This is a genomic window from Micromonospora sp. NPDC005205, assembly GCF_040608275.1.
Lineage (GTDB): Bacteria > Actinomycetota > Actinomycetes > Mycobacteriales > Micromonosporaceae > Micromonospora.
Window position 1 is genome coordinate 576,685 of record NZ_JBEXHV010000002.1, and the last position, 19,380, is coordinate 596,064.

At 71.3% G+C, this 19,380-nt stretch carries 18 protein-coding genes; 3 read left to right on the top strand and 15 right to left on the bottom strand.

From position 1 onward, the window contains the following. Positions 1-2 precede the first annotated feature (2 nt). From ABZU43_RS07245 to ABZU43_RS07265, 5 genes are all read right to left on the bottom strand, one after another. Entirely contained in the window at positions 3-716 is a 714-nt protein-coding gene (locus ABZU43_RS07245; RefSeq protein WP_355005649.1) for a uracil-DNA glycosylase, read from the bottom strand. A 19-nt stretch (positions 717-735) separates the two neighbouring features. After that, positions 736-1,422 carry a dienelactone hydrolase family protein gene (locus tag ABZU43_RS07250; protein WP_355005650.1) on the bottom strand — a complete coding sequence of 229 codons (687 nt, stop codon included), beginning with the start codon at positions 1,420-1,422 and terminating at the stop codon, positions 736-738. A gap of 199 nt (positions 1,423-1,621) precedes the next feature. Beyond that, a complete protein-coding gene (locus ABZU43_RS07255; protein ID WP_355005651.1) occupies positions 1,622-2,350 on the bottom strand; it encodes a hypothetical protein in 729 nt (242 codons plus the stop codon). 130 nt (positions 2,351-2,480) lie between these two features. Beyond that, positions 2,481-3,524 carry a hypothetical protein gene (locus tag ABZU43_RS07260; protein ID WP_355005652.1) on the bottom strand — a complete coding sequence of 348 codons (1,044 nt, stop codon included), beginning with the start codon at positions 3,522-3,524 and terminating at the stop codon, positions 2,481-2,483. Beyond that, positions 3,521-3,853 (bottom strand): PadR family transcriptional regulator, encoded by a 333-nt coding sequence (locus ABZU43_RS07265; protein WP_088986312.1) that lies wholly within the window; start codon positions 3,851-3,853, stop codon positions 3,521-3,523. Before ABZU43_RS07265 ends, ABZU43_RS07260 begins: the two co-directional genes overlap by 4 nt. A 589-nt stretch (positions 3,854-4,442) precedes the next feature. On the opposite strand from ABZU43_RS07265, the gene ABZU43_RS07270 reads away from it, so the two are divergent. After that, positions 4,443-4,634 carry a hypothetical protein gene (locus ABZU43_RS07270; protein WP_355005653.1) on the top strand — a complete coding sequence of 64 codons (192 nt, stop codon included), beginning with the start codon at positions 4,443-4,445 and terminating at the stop codon, positions 4,632-4,634. A gap of 120 nt (positions 4,635-4,754) precedes the next feature. Here the strand turns inward: ABZU43_RS07270 and ABZU43_RS07275 are convergent, their stop codons facing one another. Continuing rightward, the gene (locus tag ABZU43_RS07275) at positions 4,755-5,696 is read right to left on the bottom strand and encodes a Ppx/GppA phosphatase family protein (protein ID WP_355005677.1); all 942 of its coding nucleotides are present in this window, start codon (positions 5,694-5,696) and stop codon (positions 4,755-4,757) included. 67 nt (positions 5,697-5,763) lie between these two features. Beyond that, positions 5,764-6,759 carry a helix-turn-helix domain-containing protein gene (locus tag ABZU43_RS07280; protein ID WP_355005654.1) on the bottom strand — a complete coding sequence of 332 codons (996 nt, stop codon included), beginning with the start codon at positions 6,757-6,759 and terminating at the stop codon, positions 5,764-5,766. Between the two features lie 97 nt (positions 6,760-6,856). On the opposite strand from ABZU43_RS07280, the gene ABZU43_RS07285 reads away from it, so the two are divergent. Beyond that, positions 6,857-7,747, top strand: a complete 891-nt coding sequence (locus ABZU43_RS07285) for a PHB depolymerase family esterase (RefSeq protein WP_355005655.1) — start codon at positions 6,857-6,859, stop codon at positions 7,745-7,747. Between the two features lies 1 nt (position 7,748). Here the strand turns inward: ABZU43_RS07285 and ABZU43_RS07290 are convergent, their stop codons facing one another. From ABZU43_RS07290 to eno, 4 genes are read right to left on the bottom strand one after another with little or no spacing between them, the layout of a single operon-like run. Beyond that, positions 7,749-8,270, bottom strand: a complete 522-nt coding sequence (locus ABZU43_RS07290; RefSeq protein WP_355005656.1) for an amino-acid N-acetyltransferase — start codon at positions 8,268-8,270, stop codon at positions 7,749-7,751. Further along, positions 8,267-8,824, bottom strand: coding sequence for a DUF501 domain-containing protein (locus tag ABZU43_RS07295; protein WP_124861646.1), 558 nt, complete (start codon positions 8,822-8,824; stop codon positions 8,267-8,269). Before ABZU43_RS07295 ends, ABZU43_RS07290 begins: the two co-directional genes overlap by 4 nt. A 34-nt stretch (positions 8,825-8,858) precedes the next feature. Further along, complete coding sequence (locus ABZU43_RS07300; RefSeq protein ID WP_355005657.1) at positions 8,859-9,497, bottom strand: septum formation initiator family protein; 639 nt, start codon at positions 9,495-9,497, stop codon at positions 8,859-8,861. A 32-nt stretch (positions 9,498-9,529) separates the two neighbouring features. Further along, positions 9,530-10,813, bottom strand: coding sequence for a phosphopyruvate hydratase (eno, locus tag ABZU43_RS07305; protein WP_269681111.1), 1,284 nt, complete (start codon positions 10,811-10,813; stop codon positions 9,530-9,532). Positions 10,814-11,026: 213 nt separating this feature from the next. Here eno and ABZU43_RS07310 point away from each other — a divergent pair, with 213 nt between their 5' ends. Next, positions 11,027-11,722 (top strand): hypothetical protein, encoded by a 696-nt coding sequence (locus tag ABZU43_RS07310; RefSeq protein ID WP_355005658.1) that lies wholly within the window; start codon positions 11,027-11,029, stop codon positions 11,720-11,722. A 119-nt stretch (positions 11,723-11,841) separates the two neighbouring features. On the opposite strand, the gene ABZU43_RS07315 is transcribed toward ABZU43_RS07310, so the two are convergent. The 4 genes from ABZU43_RS07315 to mfd all read right to left on the bottom strand — a co-directional run bounded on the left by ABZU43_RS07315 (position 11,842) and on the right by mfd (position 19,132). Further along, a complete protein-coding gene (locus ABZU43_RS07315) occupies positions 11,842-13,461 on the bottom strand; it encodes a DUF885 domain-containing protein (protein ID WP_355005659.1) in 1,620 nt (539 codons plus the stop codon). Between the two features lie 98 nt (positions 13,462-13,559). Further along, positions 13,560-14,570, bottom strand: a complete 1,011-nt coding sequence (locus ABZU43_RS07320; protein WP_355005660.1) for a nucleoside triphosphate pyrophosphohydrolase — start codon at positions 14,568-14,570, stop codon at positions 13,560-13,562. A 2-nt stretch (positions 14,571-14,572) separates the two neighbouring features. Next, positions 14,573-15,325 carry a hypothetical protein gene (locus ABZU43_RS07325; protein ID WP_355005661.1) on the bottom strand — a complete coding sequence of 251 codons (753 nt, stop codon included), beginning with the start codon at positions 15,323-15,325 and terminating at the stop codon, positions 14,573-14,575. 117 nt (positions 15,326-15,442) lie between these two features. Beyond that, positions 15,443-19,132 (bottom strand): transcription-repair coupling factor, encoded by a 3,690-nt coding sequence (gene mfd / locus ABZU43_RS07330; protein WP_355005662.1) that lies wholly within the window; start codon positions 19,130-19,132, stop codon positions 15,443-15,445. Positions 19,133-19,380: the final 248 nt, after the last annotated feature.

A 19,380-nucleotide genomic window follows, 5' to 3' on the forward strand; every position in this document is an offset into this window, starting at 1 on the left:
CCTCAGTCCACTCCGGCCAGCTGTTTGGCCTGGCCGAAGACATCGTCCAACATCTCTGGTGTCAACCGCCCGGTGAAGGTGTTCTGCTGACTGACGTGGTAGCAGCCGAGCAAGTCCGGGGCGTTCGTGCCGGACCAGTGTGCCCCATGACCGAACGCCGGTCGCGGGCTGGGCGGGCGCTGCCCGTACACCGCACGGAGCACCGGCCACCACGCGGCCCAGGCGAACGCGCCCAGCGCGACCACGACCCGCAGCGTGGGCCGGATCATCGTGACCTCGCGGTGCAGCCAGGGCGCGCAGGTGTCCCGTTCCGGTGGGGTCGGCTTGTTGTCCGGAGGCGCACACCGGACGGCCGAGAAGATCCGCAGGTCGCGCACCGTGAGCCCGTCGTCGGCGGCGACGCTGGTCGGCTGGTTGGCCAGCCCGGCCCGGTGCAGCGCGGCGAACAGCACGTCACCCGAGCGATCGCCGGTGAAGATCCGGCCGGTGCGGTTGCCACCGTGCGCGGCAGGCGCCAACCCGAGGATGGCGATCCGGGCGTCACCGGTGCCGAAGCCCGGCACCGGTCGACCCCAGTACTCCTGGTCGCGGAAGGCGGCCCGGCGGGTGCGGGCGACGTCCTCCCGCCACTGCACCAACCGCGGGCAGGCGAAGCAGTCGCTCACCGCCGCGTCGAGGTCGGCCAGGTCGGTCGCCCGCGCTGCGCGGGCGACCACCTGTGCGGGGGTACGTGTCTCAGCCAAGCTTGGCCCGGAAGAGTTCCAGGGTGCGGGCCCAGGCACTGGCAGCGGCGCGCTGGTCGAACGCCTCCGGCCGGTCGTCGTTGAAGAAGGCGTGCGAGGTGCCCGGGTAGTCGTAGAGGTGGCAGTCGCCGCCGGCCTCCTCGATGGCCCGCCGGGCGGTCTGCACGCCCTCGGCGGCCGAGGTGCCGTCTTCTTCGGAGCAGTGGATGACAGCCGCCTTGCCGGCGTAGTCGGCCCAGTCGGGACGCATCGACTCCCACGGCAGCACGGGATAGAAACCGGCGGTCGCGACGATCCGCTCGGAGATGGTCGCCGACCAGAGGGCCAGGCTGCCACCAGCGCAGAAGCCCACGACACCGACCTTACCGGTGACCTCGGGCCGCCCGGCGAGATAGTCGGCCGCTCCGGCGATGTCCTTCGCCGCCTCGTCCATCCGCATCGCCAGCAGGAGCCGCTGCGCCTCGTCCGGCTCGCTGGTCGTCTCACCGTGGTAGAAGTCCGGGGCGAGGGCGACGAAACCGGCATCGGCGAACCGGTCAGCCACCGACCGGATGTGCGGGACCAGACCCCACCATTCCTGAATGACGATGACGGCGGGGCTGGCCGTGCCGCTGGCGGGTATCGCGAGATACCCCTCGCTCGCGCCCCCGTTGCTGCGGTAGCTCACCATTTCGCCCATGGGCCGTCCTCCTAGCGGTCAGTCATCGTTGGCTGGTCGCCCAGTGGTCCTACGTGCCGGTAGCCTGCCACGCCACGCGGCCCTCGGGAAGACGCCGGAACAGTGGCATTCACCTCCCGTTCGCCCCCCGGTGACTCGGGGTACGCCGACGGCGGCGGGGTCTGCCCCCGCCGCCGTCGATGTCCAGCTACCGCTGTGGTCAGACCTTCTTGGTCAGGCAGAGCACGTAGCCCGTCTTGCCCGGCTCGATGCTGGAGAAGATGTACCCCTCCTGGCCTTCCTTGAAGAACTGGGTGCAGGTGGTGTCGGCCTTCGCCTGCGCCTCGCTCTGGCCGTCCACCCGACCGACCACGTTGTACGCCGCGTCGGTGGAGGTGCACGCCACGACCTTGGCGCCGTCGACCTCCTCCTGCTCGGTGCCGGTGACCTCGGGCAGCTCGGCGATGCAGTCGCCGGTCTTGGCGTCCGCCGTCGCGTCCTTGTTGAAGAAGTTGCCGATCGCCGAGGCGACACCGAACTTCAGGCCGGCGATGACGACGACGACGAGGATCGCACCGACGATGCCGAGGACCTTCTTCGCACCGGACTTCTCCGCCTTCGGCTCGGTCGCCTGCGACGTCTCGGCCGCCTGAGTCTCGGCGGCTTGCGGCGTCCCGGCCGCCGGCGTGCCGGCCTCTTGCGGCATCTCGGGGGTCTGGGGCGTCCCGGCCGGCTGCGGCGTCTCGGCGGCTTGCGGCGTCCCGGCCGGCTGGGGCGTCTCGGCGGCTTGCGGCGCCTCGGCGGCGACAGGCGTCGCGGCAGCCGGCTCCGGCTCGACCGACCGCTGCTGGGGCACGGCAGGCTGCGGCGCGGCCGCTTGCGGCGTCCCGACGGCCGGCTCAGGGTTTGCGGCGTCGGGCGCGGGGGGCGGTGCGACCTGCTCTGGCACGGGGGTTCCTTCCGAGGGGTTGATGAGCAGACGACACCGTAACGATCATTGATTTCCGGTGCCGTCCCGCTCGCCTCGTCCGTTCAGCCATTTCCCAGCATCAGCCGCATGATCCAGTTCACACCGTGGTTCAGCTCGTCGGGGTGGGGGTTGGCGTTCCGCTCGACGGCACGTCGGTGGCCGTACCGGTCGGCAGCGGTGGCCCGGTGTGCCCGGCCGTGCCGCCCGGCTCCGACGTGCCGCTGGGCTCCGGTGGGCTGGTCGGGTCCACAGTGCCGCTCGGGTCCGGCGTGGTTGCCGGTGACACGGCCGGGAGAGGCGCGCCCGGCGCACGTGGCACGAAGGGCGCCTGCTCCGGACAGTACGGGTACGCCCGCAGCGCCTGGTTCACGTAGGCGTCTTCCGAGCAGTCCGGGTAGCCGAGCCGGATCGGATTGCCGTTCTGGTCGAAGAGCCGGGCGTTCTCCACCAGGCGGCCCTCGCTGTCGTAGACGAAGACGTCCCGGACCCGGTCGTACTGGCTGTCGACAGCGGTCGGGTCGTAGCCGTAGTCGCCGTAACGCATCCGGTCCTCGGCCTGGATCAGCGCGGCGAACGCGAAGACCACCAGCACCACGCTGGCGACCTGCACGGCCGAGCGCGGCCAGCGGGTCAGCTGGGCCGAACTACGACCGATCCAGATGGAGCCGAGCACGAAGCCGATCAGCATGATCAGGCCAGCCAGCAGCTCACCGCCGAACCTCGGCAGGAGCCCGAATTCGCCACCGGTGGTGATCACGGTGACCAGCATCGCCGCCAGATAGCCGCGCAGCACCCACCAGGCCGGGCGCAACAGTCGGAGGAAGTCGCTGGCCGTCTCGTACCCCAGGGGTGGGCCGAGCCGGGTGTCAACGGTGCGCAGCCGGCCGCGGACCCGGGCCATCGCGCTCGCCACCCGCTGGTCGAGGTTGCGCCCGCTGCCCGGTGCCGCGCCGGACGCGGCGCGCAGCTCGGCGGCGTACGTCTCGGGCTCGCCCAACCGCTCGACCAGGGTGCCCTCGGACTCGGCGGCGACCTCGGTGAGGTGGTCGGCGAGATCCTCGGTCAACTCGTCGCGTTGCCCGGAAGGCAGGTCGGCCAGAGCGGCCCGGACCCGCGCCACATAGTCGGTGATCTCCTGCTCCGCGACGGTCATGCCGCCAACCCCCGATCGTCGAGCAAGGTGTCCATTGTGGTGGCGAACGAGCGCCAGAGCTTGCCGGAGCGGGTCAGCTGGTCACGCCCCGCCGCGTTGAGTGAGTAGTACTTGCGGTGCGGCCCGGATTCGCTCGGCACGACGTAGGTGGTGAGCAGGCCGGCGGCGAAGAGGCGGCGCAGCGTCCCGTAGACCGAGGCGTCACCGACCTCCTCCAGGCCGGCCTCGCGCAGCCGGCGCAGGATGTCGTAGCCATAACCGTCCTCCTCTCGGAGCACGGCCAGGACGGCCAGATCAAGCACGCCCTTCAACAACTGTGTGGTGTCCACGGATTGCACAGTAGTGCGCAATGCGCAGTACCGTCAACGAATCAGCTCCGACACGCCGGGCCGCACCGGACGCGCGCGGCGGTGATCGACTCGGTTTTCAGGAGGTCGGGTCATCCGAGGCACCGGGACGCCGCGTTTTCAAGGAGCACGAGTTGATCAAGCGTCCCGCGAGGGCGGTTCCGGCGGTTCAGGGCCGATCGAATCGCGAGCAATCCCCCGCGCGGTCCAGCCCACGAACCTGGCGAACATGTCGACCGGGGACGGGGCTGGATTCGGATTGAGCTTGATCAAGTCTGCGGTGGCCTCCAAGAGCAGGCCAGCCATGTAGATGCTAAGGCCAACCCGATCCCGTCGATACTCGATCACCAGCAACAGTCGCGCCGGCTGACACGGCCAGGGAGCAGCACACACTCGACAGAGCCAGAGAGGCCGCATGGGCAGGTGCGGGCGTACGGCACGACACTGACGGTCGCGAGACGGAGGGGTATTCGACGCCGACATCCCTCGATCGTGCTATTGCCGTTGCCGATCGTCAACCCCTATCGCTGTTACCGATCGTCGAACAATCGAGGGTACCTACCGTCAACCCATGGGCGAGTTCGTTGGGATCGCTGAAATACGAGACATGCTCGGCGGGGTGTCCCGCGCTCGGGCTTCCGTAGTTGCGTCCCGACGCGATTTCCCGGCTCCGTATCAGGTGTTGCGGATGGGCCAGATCTGGCGGCGCACCGACGTCGAGGAATGGGTCCGGCAGCACCGGCCCGACCTGACGACGGACTAAAGCGAAGCCCGGCCGGGTCGGCACCGGACCCGCGGCGATGATCGACTCGGTTTTCAGGAAGTCGGGTCATCCGAGGCGCTCGGACACCGCGTTTTCAATGAAGGCGAGTCGATCAAGCCGTCAGCGCGTGGTCGGCTGGAGGCTCCAGGCGATGCCGTCCAGGATGTCGTGCTCCGAGGCGACCACCGACGGCATCCCGGCCCGCTCCATGATCACGCGTAGCACCAGCGCACCGGCGCCGATCACGTCGGCGCGGCCCGGGTGCATCACCGGGTTCGCCAACCGCTGCGCACGGGTCTGACCCAGCAGCTCCGCCGTCACCCGGGCGACCTCCTCGTACGACACCCGGGCGTGGTGGATGCGCTCCGGGTCGTACTCCCGCAGGCCCTGCGCGAGCGCGACGACAGTGGTGACCGACCCGGCGAGGCCGACCAGGGTGGCCGCCTCGCGACCGGGCACCACGGCGAGCGCCCGGTCCACCACCGCGGCGATGTCGGCCTGCGCTGCCGCGACCTGCTCGGGCGTCGGCGGGTCACCGGGCAGGTGCCGCTCGGTCATCCGGACGCAGCCGATGTCCACCGAGATCGCCGACCGCACCCCGGCGGCCCGGTCACCGACCACGAACTCGGTGGAACCACCGCCGATGTCGACGACCAGGAACGGCTCCTTGGCGTCGGCAGGCAGCCCGCGCACCGCGCCGGTGAACGACAGCCGGGCCTCCTCGTCGCCGCTGACCACCTCGGGCGCGACACCGAGAGTGGCCCGCACCATCTCGGTGAAGTCGGCGGCGTTGGCGGCGTCGCGGGAGGCCGAGGTGGCACACATCCGCACCCGCTGCGCGCCCAGCTTCTCGATGTCCGCGGCGTACGACGCCAACGCCACCCTGGTCCGCTCGATCGCCTCCGGCGCCAGTCGGCCGGTGCGGTCCACGCCCTGCCCCAACCGGACGATCTCCATCCGCCGGGTCAGGTCGACCAGCGGTGCCTGCGGCCCGGCCGAGGCGTCGGGCAGGTCGGCGACCAGCAGTCGGATCGAGTTGGTCCCGCAGTCGATGGCCGCCACACGCGTCGTCACGGCAGCAACCTTACGGCAGGACGGGCGGCCACCCGACGGCTTGGTTGGCCGTGGGTCACGACTCGCCCAGGTCGCCCGACCGGCCCCGCAACAACCCCAGACCCAGGGCGGTCAGGTGGTGTCGGACGGCCCCGCCCTCCCGCTCGCTGGTCACCAGACCGGCGGTCCGCAGCGCGCGGGCGTGTTCCGAGGCCGAGGAGAGACTGATCCCGACCGCCCGGGACAACACTGTGGTGGTCAGCCCCCCGTCGGTCGCCAGTCGGCGCAGCACCAGCGCCCGGGTGACGCCGAGCAGTCGACCGAGGGCATCGTCGTCGGCGGGAGCCCCGCGCACGGGCATGACCACCGGGTAGACGAGCAGGATCGGGTAACCCTGCTCGACGAGCACCCGGGGCCGCGGCCCGGCCAACGGTGAGGGCAGCAGGATGATCCCGTGGCCGGTGCCGGGAAGATCACCGTCCCACCACGTCCGTACCTCCAGCACCGGCTCCCGCCACCGGATCCCCGGGTGCAGACCGGCGAAGAGGCTGGCCAGGCCGTGCTGCGCCAGCCGCTGGCTGGCGGACGTCACCTGCTGACGGTACGCGGACACCAGCTCGGCCCAGTGCGGTTCGAGCACCGCGTCGAACCAGGTCCGCACGGCCCCGCCGAACAGGTCCAGCACCTCCGGGTCGGCCGCCGCGAACCGCCGCCGCAGTGGGCTGGCCGACGAGTCGGCGTACGCGAGGGTGACCTCGGCGCGGACCCGCCGCGCCGGGGTGGCCCGGATCGCCTCCAGCCCGGCCTCCACCGACTCCAGGCCGTCGAAGGGAGTGACGAAGTCCGGTAGACGTCCCCGGTCGGGCAGCAGATGCCGCAGGACCGCGGTGGCAGCCTGGGCGGCAGCTGTGCCCTCGGCCGCTGCCACCCGCTCGGCCAGGGTCGGCGCCATCGCCGCGACAGTGGGATCGCGCAGCCACTGACCGGCCAGCAGCGCGATCCCGACCGGATGCAGCCGATCGGCGAACCGCACCCGGCACAGGTCGGCCGACCCGAGCCGGAGTCGAAGCATGGCAACAGCCTGCCTGCCTTCGGCCAGGACCGAAAGGGTTGATCCGCGGCCGAGTGCTCTCCAGTGTGGACCGCGAGGTCGACGGGGGGTGGCCGGCGTGCGGCGAGCACTGGCGGTATTGACGGGGTTCTGCCTGATGATCGTCGCCGCAGCTTGTGGTGAGCGGGGGCAACCCTCGTCGGCCCCACCAGCCTCACCGTCCGCGTCGAGCGAGCGACCGGCGGCCGGTGACCACCAGCTCACCCTGCAGCACAACGGACTCGACCGCACCTACCTGCTGCACGCGCCACCGGGGTACGACCCGGGCAGACCCTCCGCGCTGGTCATCGCGCTGCACTTCTATCCCGGCCTTGGATCGTCGATGCGGGAGTTGGCGGGCCTGGACGCCAGAGCCGACACTGACAACGTGCTGGTCGCCTACCCCGACGGGCGGGGCGGCGGCTTCAACGCGCTGATCTGCTGCGGAAGCGAGGACGACGTCGGCTTCCTCAAGGCCCTCACTGACCATCTGGTGCAGACCTGGCACGCGGACCCGAACCGGGTGTTCCTCACCGGCATCTCGAACGGCGGCGACATGAGCTTCCGGGCGGCGGTGGAGAGCACCGGCACGTTCGCCGCGATCGGGGTGGTCAGCGGTGGATACAGCGGAAACTTAACCACCGCCGACAGTTACGTGCCGAAGAGCCCGGTCTCTGTGATCACCTTCATCGGCGGCCAGGACCGCTACGCCTCGACCTTCCAGGCCGGCATGCAGACCTGGCAGCAGAGGCTCAACTGCCGGCCGAGCCCGAAGGCGTCCGGGGTGCCGGGTGTCACGCACACGGTGGCGGGCTGCGCGGACGGCAGCGAGGTCAGCGTCTACACGATCGCCGACATGGGTCACAGTTGGCCGGGAGCGACATCGGGTCAACTCGCCGCATCCTCCGCGGGGCTGTCCGCCACGGACCTGATGTGGGAGTTCTTCGCCGCTCACCCCCGCAAAGCCTGACCTACAGGCGCAGCAGCATCCGGGTGTTGCCCAGCGTGTTCGGCTTGACCCGCTCCAGGTCCAGGAACTCCGCGACACCCTCGTCGTACGAGCGCAGCAACTGCTCGTAGACCGGTTGCGGCACCGGAGCGCCGTCGATCTCGCGGAAACCGAACGAGCCGAAGAACCGGGTCTCGAAGGTGAGCACGAAGATCCGCGCCACGCCCAGCTCGCGGGCCGCGTCGATCAGCTCACCGACCAGCCGCTGACCGATGCGCCGGCCCCGACAGGACGGGTCGACCGCCACCGTGCGGATCTCGGCCAGGTCCTCCCACATGACGTGCAGCGCGCCGCAGCCCACCACCACGTCGTCCTCGGCCCGGACCGCGACCCGGAACTCCTGCACCTGCTCGAAGAGGGTGACGGTGGCCTTGCTCAGCAGCCGCCGGTCGTCTGTGTAGGTGTCGACGAGTCGCCGGATGCCCCGCACGTCCCCGGTGCGGGCCCGCCGTACGGTGATCTGATCCGCGGCCTGCGTGCTCATTCCGCCGCCGGCACGTCCACGCACGGCCCCGCCGACCACCAGGGCTCGACCAGCTCCAACGTCTCGTCGCCGAACGGGTTCACCCCGGGGCCAGCACCCAACGCGTGACCCAGGTGCACGTGCAGACACTTCACCCGGCCCGGCATCCCACCGGCCGAGATGCCGGCGATCTCCGGCACCTCGCCGATCGCCTCCCGGCGGGTGAGGTAGTCCTCGTGCGCCGCACGGTAGTGGGCGGCCAACTCCGGATCCGTCGTCAGCCGGTCCGCCATCTCCTTCATCAGCCCCGCCGACTCCAGTCGGCTGCACGCGGCGGTGGCCCGGGGGCAGGTCAGGTAGTAGAGCGTCGGGAACGGGGTGCCGTCAGCGAGGCGGGGGGTCGTCTCCACCACGTCGGGAAGGCCACACGGGCACCGGTGGGCCACCGCGCGGGTGCCTCGGGGCGTCCGGCCGAGCTGCGCGGCCACCGCGGCCAGGTCGGCCTCGGTGGCCGGCTCGCGCTGCGGCAGGGGAACGGAATCCGCAGCCGGCTCCGACGGTGGTACGACAGTCACGGTGCCCATCTTTCCTGGTGTGCTGGTCGGTGGATCACTGGCCCGGCTGCTGGCTGTCCGCCGCCCGCACGCTCGACCAGAGCGTGTCGTACCAGGTCACCGGCCCGGCTGGCGGGGCCGAACCGGCTGACTTCCCGGCGTCCCGGGCCGCGCCCTCCGGGTCGTGCAGGACCACCATTATCTTCTCGCCCGGCTCGCCCATGAAGAACCGCTCCCGAGCCTGCGTCTTGATGTACTCGTCGTCTTCCCAGTTGGCAGCCTCGGCGGCGAGCTTGGCGATCTCGCGTTCCTGCACCGCCTGGGCCGCCTCCATCCGCTCGATGTCGGCCTGCTGGTCCAGGTAGACCCGAACCGGATAGGTGTAGGCCAGAGCGAGCGCGATCAGGACCGCGAACAGCACCGTGGCCCGGCCGGTGAAGCGACGGGGGTGGGGTGCGGCGAGCCGCTTCACCGAACCGGCGGCAGCGGTACGCCGAGCGGCGGCGGGACGATTCGCGGAGCGCACCCCTTCGGTGCCACGGGCAGCACCCGGCGCGCGACCGGCGGCACGCGGCTCGGCGCGTACGCCGGCCTCCCGGACCGATCCCCGCGTGGCACGCCCACCGCCCGGCTGACCGGACTGACCCGGCCGGCGGGCGGGACGCTGACCACCCGGTGTGCGGCGCTGCTGCATCGTCACACCCCTCCCCCGAGGCTTCGTGCGTCTCAGGCCGAACGGTAGCGCGGGAACGCGCCAGCGCCGGCGTAGCGCGCCGCGTCGGCCAGCTCCTCCTCGATCCGGAGCAGCTGGTTGTACTTGGCGACACGGTCCGAGCGGGCCGGGGCGCCGGTCTTGATCTGGCCGCAGCCGGTGGCCACCGCCAGGTCGGCGATGGTGGTGTCCTCGGTCTCGCCGGAGCGGTGGCTCATCATGCACTTGAAGCCGGCCCGGTGGGCCAGGTCCACCGCGTCCAGGGTCTCGGTCAGCGAGCCGATCTGGTTGACCTTGACGAGGACCGCGTTCGCGGACTTCTCCGCGATGCCCCGGGCGATGCGCTGCGGGTTGGTGACGAACAGGTCGTCACCGACGATCTGCACCCGGTCGCCGATCGAGGCGGTCAGCGTCTGCCAGCCGCTCCAGTCGTCCTCGGCCAGCGGGTCCTCGATCGACACGATCGGGTACTCGTCGGCCAGCTTGGTGTAGTAGGTGCTCATGTCCTCGGCGGACTTCGCGGCACCCTCGAAGGTGTAGGTGCCGTTGTCGAAGAACTCCGTGGCCGCCACGTCGAGCGCGAACACGATGTCGGTGCCGAGCCGGTAGCCGGCCTTCTCGACCGCCTCGGCGATCAGGTCCAGAGCCGCCGCGTTGGTCGGCAGGTTCGGCGCGAAGCCACCCTCGTCACCGAGGCCCGTCGACAGGCCCTTCTTCTTCAGCACCGACTTCAGCGCGTGGTAGACCTCCGCGCCCGAGCGCAGCGCCTCCCGGAAGGTGGGCGCGCCGATCGGCGCGATCATGAATTCCTGGATGTCGACGTTCGAGTCGGCGTGCGCGCCACCGTTGAGGATGTTCATCATCGGCACGGGCAGGAGGTGCGCGTTCGGGCCGCCCAGGTAACGGAAGAGGCTCAGCTCGGCGCTGCCGGCAGCGGCCTTCGCCACCGCGAGGGAGACCCCGAGGATGGCGTTCGCGCCCAGCTCCGACTTGCTGTCGGTGCCGTCGATGTCCAGCATCTTCTGGTCGATCAGCCGCTGCTCGCTGGCCTCGTACCCGATGATCTGGTCGACGATCTTGTCTTCGACGTTGGAGACCGCCTTCTCCACGCCCTTGCCCTGGTAGCGGTCGGCGTCACCGTCGCGCAGCTCGATCGCCTCGAACGCGCCGGTGGAGGCGCCGGAGGGCACCGCGGCGCGAGCCACCGTGCCGTCGTCCAGGCCGACCTCGACCTCGACCGTGGGGTTGCCCCGCGAGTCGAGAATCTCCCGGGCGACGATTCCCTCGATGGTTGCCACTAAGTCGCTCCTCGTTGTTGTGATCCGGTCCGTGGGTGGGCCGCGACGGTGCGGCTGAGGCAGGTGTTGAACGCAGCGTATCGGGCCACGGGAAACGGCACGGCGTCGCCCGCGCACCCGAGTCGCCCCGCACTGACGGACATTCCCGGATTTCCGGGCGTCAACCGGCAACGGGTTTGCGCTGCGCGGACCAGATCCACCAGGCTGGTCGGCATGCCCGCCGCCTCGACCACCCTCCGCATGCTCGCCGTGTCGGTCATCGCGTCGCTCACGGTCACCGGCTGTCAGACATTCGAGGACGCCGGAGTCGCCATGGGCCGCTCGCAACTCGTCAACGACCTCGCCGCCCGGCTCGATCGGGCACTGGAGTTGACCTACTCGGCCGACTACCAGTTGCCCGGTGGCCAACGCGCCGCGATCGTGCAGGCGCAGGACCCGGTGCGATCCACGTACACCTATCCGGGAGGGCAGCTCACCGTCACCCCGGAGGCCATCACCCGGTGCACGACGACCAGCGCCCGCCCGCAGTGCACGCTGATCACGCCGCCCACCCCCGGCAGCAAGCCCACTGTGACGCTGTTCGACGAGGCCAACCAGCAGGGCCTCGTCACGCCGCCGGTGGTGGTCGGGCTGCTCACCGCCGCCGCGCTCGACCCACAGGCGGTCATCAAGCAGAGTGACACCACAGTCGCCGGGCACCACGCCGCCTGCGTCGCGGTGCAGAGCTCGTCGTCCGGCGACTTCACCGCCTGCGTGACCACCGAGGGCGTGCTCGGCAGCTTCACCGGACCGGTCGACGGCAAGCCGATGGAGCTGGCGATGAGCAACTACTCCGCAGCCGTCGACGAGGGCGCGTTCGAACCACCCACCGGCGCCGATGTCGTCGACCGCCGCCCCGGCGGCTCGTGACCGGTCCACCGGTCGAGCCGGCGCAGCTGCCGCCCGCGTACTCCATCTCGCGCTGGTTGATCGACGCGACGGTGACCGCGCCGGGCGGCGCTGAAACCCGCGCGGCCCGGCGTTTCTCCTCAGAGACCGAGCAGGGTGCGCAGGTGGCGCGGGGGCGGGCAGTCGTGGGCGAGCATCGCGTCGTGCCAGTCGCGGACCGACACGCCGTCCGGGCGGGCGGCGGCGATCTCGGCCACCTCGCTGTACCCGACGAAGTAGGTGGAGAGCTGGGTGGAGGTCAGTTGGGCGCGCCGCCACTTGCCGGCCGCCTCGCCCTCCTCCTGGAAGCCACGCCCGGTCATCAACGCCATCGCCTCGGCCTCGGGCAGGTCCTCGGCGTGCACCAACTGGTCGAGCAACGCGTTGATGGTCATCCGCAGCTGCATCTTGAGCTGCTGCAACCGCACCGGCAGACCGCCGAAGCCGAGCCCCGTCATCATCTCCTCCGCGTAGACCGCCCAGCCCTCGATGAACGGGCCGGACTCGGCCAGCGCGCGAACCCGGGTGCCACCGACGTAGCGGCGGGCGTGGGCGAGCTGGAGGAAGTGCCCCGGCATCGCCTCGTGCACCGTCAGGTTGCGGATCATGTGGTCGTTGTACTCGCGGTAGAACGACTCGACCCGCTGCGCGGACCAGTCCGACGGGGTGGGTGCGATGCAGTAGAAGGTCGGCACGACGGCGGTCTCCAGCGGGCCGGGCGCGTCGCAGTACGCCACCGCGACCCCCCTGGCGAACTCCGGCATCTCCTGGATGACGCACCGGTCGTCGACCACTGTGACCAGGTCGTGTGCGCGGACGAAGTCGGTCGCCTCGTCCAGTGTCACCCCGGCCAGCTCGACGATCGTCGCGTCGTTCGGGTGCTCGGCGGCGAGCAGGTCCAACGCCCGACGTACCGTCGCGTCGTCGGCCGGGCCACCGACCAACTCGACGGCGGCCTCGCGGATCTCCGCGGTGACGCGGTCCAGGTTGGCCCAGGCGCGACGCTGGATCTCGGCGGCGCCCAGCTCGGTGTCGAGGGTGTGCCAGAGCCGGGCCTCCCAGCGGCGCCGGCCCAGTCGCGGGTCACGGCCGGGGCCGGCGTCGGCGGCCAGGCCGGTGCGCAGCCAGACGACGAACTCGTCCAGCGCGGCGATCGCGGCGGTGGCCGCCGGCTCGACCCGGTCGAGGTGGCCCGGCGCCTGGGCGAGCAGTGCCGGTAGCTCGTCGCGGATCAGCGCGGCCGTGCCGGTGAACTGCCCGACGGCCGTCTCCGCGTGGAGGCGTGGCATGTCCCGCAGCGTCGCGCGGGCGGTGGCGAGGGCGTCCGGTACGGCGGCGAGCCGGCCAGCAAGGTGGGTCAGCCGCACGTCAGCGGGGGCGTACGGGCGGGCCAGCAACGGGTGCAGCAGCGGGCCGGGGTTGTGCCGCAGCGGATCCCACTCGTGCGAGCGGATCTCGGTCAGCTCGAACAGCTCCCGATCCACGAATGAGGTGAGCAGGGCGTGGTCGACCTGTTCGTCGACGTCGAGCGAGTCCGGGTCCAGTTCGGACAGTGCGTTGGCCGCGTCGGAGAGCATCGCCCGATCGGCGGTCAACCCGTCGGCGGACAGATCCGGCAGCCGGTCGTCGAAGCGGTGGTCACCCGCGGCGGTGGCAACCCCCGGCCGCGACTCCAGTAAAGCCTCGACAACCCGCTCAGCCAGCACCCCAAACGCCTCCACCGCACCACCCTACCGACCGCCGCACCCACTGCCACCTGTTACGTCGATCATGAAGTTATTGCCGTCGACCTCGGCGTGTCGTGGCAACAACTTCATGATCAACGCCGGTCTGGGGGTTCGGGGGTGGGGGTTTCAGCGGGTGGGGTTTCGGCGGTTCGGATGGCCTCTGCGTAGGCCAAGGTGGCGCGGCGCAGGGCAGCTTCCGGGTCGATGCCCGCCTCTCGGGCCGCAGCTACCGTGGCCAGGAGGCTCGCGCCCAACCTTGCTTCGGCGTCCACCTGGGTGTCTGCCAACGGCGGTGGGACCTCGATGCCCCTGCGGGCGGCGCGCTTCAGGATCTGCGCGGCCAGGGCCAGGGCGGGCTGGCTCAGGGCCACGCCGTCCAGCACCGAGTCGCGTGCCTTCTCTGCGCGCTTGATCCGCTCCCAGTTCTCGGTGATCTCCTCCAGGGTGCCCGCCTCGGCACCGGCGAAGACGTGCGGATTACGCCGGATCATCTTGTCGACCAGGCCACCGGCCACGTCGTCGATGGTCCACCGCTCGTCCTCGGGCAACTCCTCGGCGAGCCGTGCGTGCAGCACCACCTGCAACAACACGTCGCCCAACTCCTCGCGCAGCGCGTCGGTGTCGTCGGCGCTGATCGCGTCGTACGCCTCGTAGCTCTCCTCCAGCAGGTAACCGGCGAGGCTGCGGTGCGTCTGCGCCCGCTTCCACGGGTCACCACCCGGAGAGGCCAGTCGATCCAGCACGGCCACCGCGTCGAGCAGCCGGGCACCCGGCGGATCCCACGAGCCGTACATCAACTCCATCTCGGCCAACCCCGGCTGCCGGGCCAGCCGCAGACCCAACTCCCGGGCCAACGCCTCGTCACCCGCCGGACCGGCCAGCCACACCACGGTGCCGTGCGTCGCCACCGCGTCCAGCAACGGCTGCGTCGCCGGGCCGTCCACCACTGTGACCTCGGCGCCCGCCTGGCGAACGGCAGTGGTCAACTCGCTGTCCGCGCCGGTCAACACCGGGTGCTGGCGTACGACGTCCCAGGCCGCAGCCGTCAACAGGCCGGCGGGCAACCGGGGTGAGGTGACCAGGAGGACGATCCGTGCCGTCATGCTCAGCTGGCCGTGCCCTCGGCCTCCGGCGCCCCGGTCGGCCCCTCCGGGGTGGAAATGTCGGTGACCGCGTCGGAGCCCGGCTCACCCAGCGGCACGCTCACCGCGGGTGCGTCATCGGCGAAGCTGAGCAGCGGGAACTCAAGCGGACGGTACCGAGGGCTGACAGTGACGTCGTAACGACCGGCCGCCTCCGCCAGGATCCTCTTGGTCGCCAGCGCGCCGCGCAGCTGCTCGCCGTCGAGCTGCTGGGCGGCTGCCTCATCGGTCACCTCAGCGGGGATCTTGCCGGCCGCACGACCGGCGGCGATCACGTCGGCGATCTCCTCCTTGGTCGGCTCGACCGGCTCGGCCGGCAACCCGGACAGGCAGGTGAAGAGCTTCGCCACCTCCCGCACGTGCCCGGTCGCCGGGTCGAGACCGAGCTGCTGGGCAGCCTGGTCGGCCGCCACCTGGCCGCGCGGCTGGTAGTTCTTCTCGGCGGAGAGCTTCTCGCACACCTTGGTCAGCACCATGGTCCGAACCACGTCGGCCACCTTGGGCAGGGTCGGTTGCGACGCCCCGGGCTGCCCACTGGCGGACGACTCCGGCGCCGGGTTCTTCGTCCGCAGGTCCTTCATCGCGGTGGAGACCTGAACGTCGGTGATGCGCTGGTCACCGACGTAAGCGGCGATACCAGGCTCAGCACGGCAACCGGAGAGGGCGACGAGGCCGAGCGCCACAGTGGCGACGGCGGCAAGACGGCGAGCACGCATAGCGGTCACTCTCTCACGCCGTCACCCCGGGTTGTGACACCCCCCACCTTCGCTCATCCCACGACCAGGGACGGCGTCGACGCGCTGACCGCCCCTGGTCGAGAGCACACCGCCGGCTCAGGCGCTCGCGGCGACGACGAGGGGGGCGGGAGCACCGAGCACATCGGAGAGCAGTTGCGCGCACCACTGGAGCAACGCCTGGTCACGCAGTGGCTCCCCACCGATCCGACGGGTGGTCGGTCGGGGCACGCTGACCTGGTCGGTGGCCTGCTTGTAGACGGCATCCGGGTGGTAGCGCTTGAGCCGCAACTGCTTCGAGTCCGGTAGGGGCAGCGGGCCGAACCGTACGTGCTTGCCCTGCATGGACACGTCGGACAGGCCGTAGCGGCGGGCCAGCAGACGGAACCGGGCCACCTCCACGAGGTTCTGCACCGGGGCCGGCGGCTCGCCGTACCGGTCGGTCATCTCGGCGATCACCTCGCCCAGCCGCTCCTCGTCGCGCGCCTCGGCGAGCTTGCGGTACATCTCCAGGCGCAGCCGCTCCACGCTCACATAGTCGTGTGGCAGGTGCGCGTCGACCGGCAGGTCGATCTTGACGTCGGTCTCCTCCTCCGGCCGCTCACCCTTGAACGCGGAGACCGCCTCGCCGACCATCCGCACGTACAGGTCGAAGCCGACGCCCTCGATGTGCCCGGACTGCTCGCCACCGAGCAGGTTGCCGGCGCCCCGGATCTCCAGGTCCTTCATCGCCACGTACATGCCGGCGCCCAACTCGGTGTGCTGGGCGATGGTCGCCAGCCGCTCGTGGGCGTGCTCGGTGAGCGGCTTCTCCGGCGGGTAGAGGAAGTAGGCGTACGCCCGCTCCCGGCCCCGGCCGACCCGGCCCCTGATCTGGTGTAGCTGGGCCAGGCCGAGCAGGTCGGCCCGCTCCACGATCAGCGTGTTGGCGTTCGGGATGTCGATGCCCGACTCGACGATCGTGGTGCAGACCAGGACGTCGAACTCCTTCTCCCAGAAGCCGACCATGACCTTCTCCAGGGCGTCCTCGCCCATCTGGCCGTGCGCCACCGCGACCCGCGCCTCGGGCACCAGCTCCCGCAGCCGGCGTGCCGCCCGGTCGATCGACTCGACCCGGTTGTGCAGGTAGAAGACCTGCCCGTCGCGGAGCAGCTCACGGTGGATGGACGCGGCCACCTGCCGGTCGTCCTGCGCGCCGACGAAGGTGAGCACCGGGTGCCGCTCCTCCGGCGGGGTGGCGATGGTGGACATCTCCCGGATGCCGGTGATCGCCATCTCCAGGGTGCGCGGGATCGGGGTGGCCGACATGCTGAGCACGTCGACCGACGCGCGGAGCGTCTTCAGGTGCTCCTTGTGCTCGACACCGAAGCGCTGCTCCTCGTCCACGACCACCAGACCCAGCTGCTTGAAGCGGGTCGCCGTCTGCAACAGCCGGTGCGTACCGATGACGATGTCGACGGTGCCGTCGGCGACCATCTCCATCGTGCGCTCGGTCTCCTTCGCCGTCTGGAACCGGGACAGCTGCCGGATCTCGACCGGGAACTGGCTCATCCGCTCGGCGAACGTGTTGTAGTGCTGCTGAACCAGCAGGGTGGTCGGCACCAGCACCGCCACCTGCTTGCCGTCCTGCACCGCCTTGAACGCCGCCCGGACCGCGATCTCGGTCTTGCCGTAGCCGACATCACCGCAGATCAGCCGGTCCATCGGGACGGTCTGCTCCATGTCCCGCTTGACTTCGTCGATCGCGGCGAGCTGGTCCGGCGTCTCCTGCCAGGGGAAGGCGTCCTCCAGCTCCCGCTGCCACGGGGTGTCCGGGCCGAACGAGTGCCCCTTGGACGCCTTGCGCGCGGCGTAGAGCTGGATGAGCTGCGCGGCGATCTCCCGGACCGCCTTGCGGGCGCGGGCCTTGGACTTCTGCCAGTCCGAGCCGCCCATCTTGTGCAGGGTCGGCTGCTCGCCGCCCACGTAGCGGGAGAGCTGGTCGAGCTGGTCGGTCGGGACGAACAACCGGTCGCCGGGCTGGCCCCGCTTGCTGGCCGCGTACTCGATGACGAGGTATTCCCGGCTGGCGCCGTTGACGGTGCGCTGCACCAGCTCGACGTAGCGGCCGATGCCGTGCTGCTCGTGCACCACGTGGTCGCCGGTCTTCAACTCCAACGGGTCGATGGTGTTGCGCCGCCGGCTCGGCATCTTGCGCATGTCCCGCGTCGAGGTGCCCCGACCGCCTGTCACGTCGTTGCCGGTGAGCAGCACGAAGCGGGACGCCTCGTCGACGAACCCGCTGCTCAGCGCACCGCAGGTGACCACCAGCTCGCCGGGGACGGGCGCGGTCGGCACCTCCTCGGTCAACCGGGCACCCAGGCCGGCGTCGCGCAGCACCTCCACCGCCCGCTGGGCGGGGCCGTGCCCCTCGAAGACCAGCGCGATCGACCAACCCTCGCCGGCCCAGCGCTTGAGGTCCTCCACCACCCGCGAGGTCTCGCCGTGATAGAGCGGCGCCGGTTGGGCGGCGAGGGTCACCGCGATGGCGTCGTCCGGGGTGACGGCGGCCTGTTCCGGCGCGTCCTCCCAGGGCTGCCGCGCCTCGGCGGTCTCCCCGTCGACCATAATTCGGCCTCCGCGCCGGGAGCCGGCACTCCGGACCGAATGAGGGTCGTCCACCAATCCGAACGGGGACAGCGTCCACCACGGCTGACCGAGCTTGCCCGCGGCGGCGCGTACCTCGCCGAGGGTGCGGAAGGCGGCGGCGCCGACGTCCACCGGGGCCTGGCCGCCGACCGCGGCGGCAGCCCAGCTGGCCTGCAAGAACTCTTCCGATGTACGCACCAGGTCGTGCGCCCGCGTGCGGATCCGCTCCGGGTCGCAGAGCAGGACGTGGGTGCCGGCCGGCATGGCGTCCAGCAGCAGCTCAAGCGAGTCGGGGCCGACCAGCACCGGGGCCAGCGACTCCATCCCCTCCACCGGAATGCCCTCGGCCAGCTTGTCGAGGATCTCGGCCAGCTCGGGGTGCTGCTCGGCGAGCGCGGCGGCCCGGTCGCGGACGGCCGGGGTGAGCAGCAGCTCGCGGCAGGGCGGTGCCCAGAGCAGCGGTACCTGCTCGATGGTCCGCTGGTCGGCGACGGCGAAGGTGCGGATCTCCTCCACCTCGTCGCCCCAGAACTCGACCCGGGACGGGTGCTCGTCGGTGGGCGGGAAGACGTCGAGGATGCCGCCGCGCACCGCGAACTCGCCGCGCTTGGTGACCAGGTCGACCCGGGCGTACGCCATGTCGATCAACCGGCGGGCGACCTCTTCCAGGTCGGCCTCCTCGCCGGCGGCGAGCTGCACCGGCTCCAGATCGCCGAGCCCCTTGAGCTGCGGCTGGAGCAGCGAACGGACCGGGGCCACGACCACTCGCAGTGGCCCGGTGCCGCCGTGCGCGTCGCTCGCCTCCGGGTGCGCCAGCCGGCGCAGCACGGCCAGCCGCCGGCCGACCGTGTCGGATCGGGGGGACAGCCGCTCGTGCGGCAGCGTCTCCCAGGAGGGGAAGACGACCACCTGCTCGGCCGGCAGCAACCCACCCAGCGCGGCGGCCAGGTCGTCGGCCTCCCGGGTGGTGGCGGTCACCGCCAGCACCGGTCGCCCGGCGCCGTCGTTGTCCGCGGCGACCGCCGCGACGGCGAACGGGCGCAGTGCCGCCGGGGCGGTGATGTCGAGGCCGTCGACCTGGGCGGCACCGGAGCGCGCCAGGTCACGCGCCCGGGCCAGCCCGGGGTCGGCCAGGGCGGCGGTGAACAGACCGGTGAGCAAGGGAAATCCTTCCCGGGGAGTCGACGCACACGACGGCGGCCCCTCGTCCAGCCGGACGGGGGGGCGCGACAACAAGCCTAGCTCCGTCGACCGACAGCCACCCCCTTCCGCCGAGGTCCGACGCCGCTACGGCGCGTCGCCCCGCGCCCCGCACCCCGCGCCCCGCGCCCCGCGCCCCGCGCCCCGCGCCCCGCGCCCCGCGCCACTCTCCCGTTGCGATCCGCTCGGAGACAGCGCAGGGCTCGATC

Coding starts and splice junctions, on each gene's coding strand:
- ABZU43_RS07250 (WP_355005650.1), bottom strand. CDS start 1,422: ATGGGCGAAATGGTGAGCTACCGCAGCAACGGGGGCGCGAGCGAGGGG.
- ABZU43_RS07260 (WP_355005652.1), bottom strand. CDS start 3,524: ATGACCGTCGCGGAGCAGGAGATCACCGACTATGTGGCGCGGGTCCGG.
- ABZU43_RS07270 (WP_355005653.1), top strand. CDS start 4,443: ATGGGCGAGTTCGTTGGGATCGCTGAAATACGAGACATGCTCGGCGGG.
- ABZU43_RS07280 (WP_355005654.1), bottom strand. CDS start 6,759: ATGCTTCGACTCCGGCTCGGGTCGGCCGACCTGTGCCGGGTGCGGTTC.
- ABZU43_RS07290 (WP_355005656.1), bottom strand. CDS start 8,270: ATGAGCACGCAGGCCGCGGATCAGATCACCGTACGGCGGGCCCGCACC.
- ABZU43_RS07300 (WP_355005657.1), bottom strand. CDS start 9,497: ATGCAGCAGCGCCGCACACCGGGTGGTCAGCGTCCCGCCCGCCGGCCG.
- ABZU43_RS07310 (WP_355005658.1), top strand. CDS start 11,027: ATGCCCGCCGCCTCGACCACCCTCCGCATGCTCGCCGTGTCGGTCATC.
- ABZU43_RS07320 (WP_355005660.1), bottom strand. CDS start 14,570: ATGACGGCACGGATCGTCCTCCTGGTCACCTCACCCCGGTTGCCCGCC.
- ABZU43_RS07325 (WP_355005661.1), bottom strand. CDS start 15,325: ATGCGTGCTCGCCGTCTTGCCGCCGTCGCCACTGTGGCGCTCGGCCTC.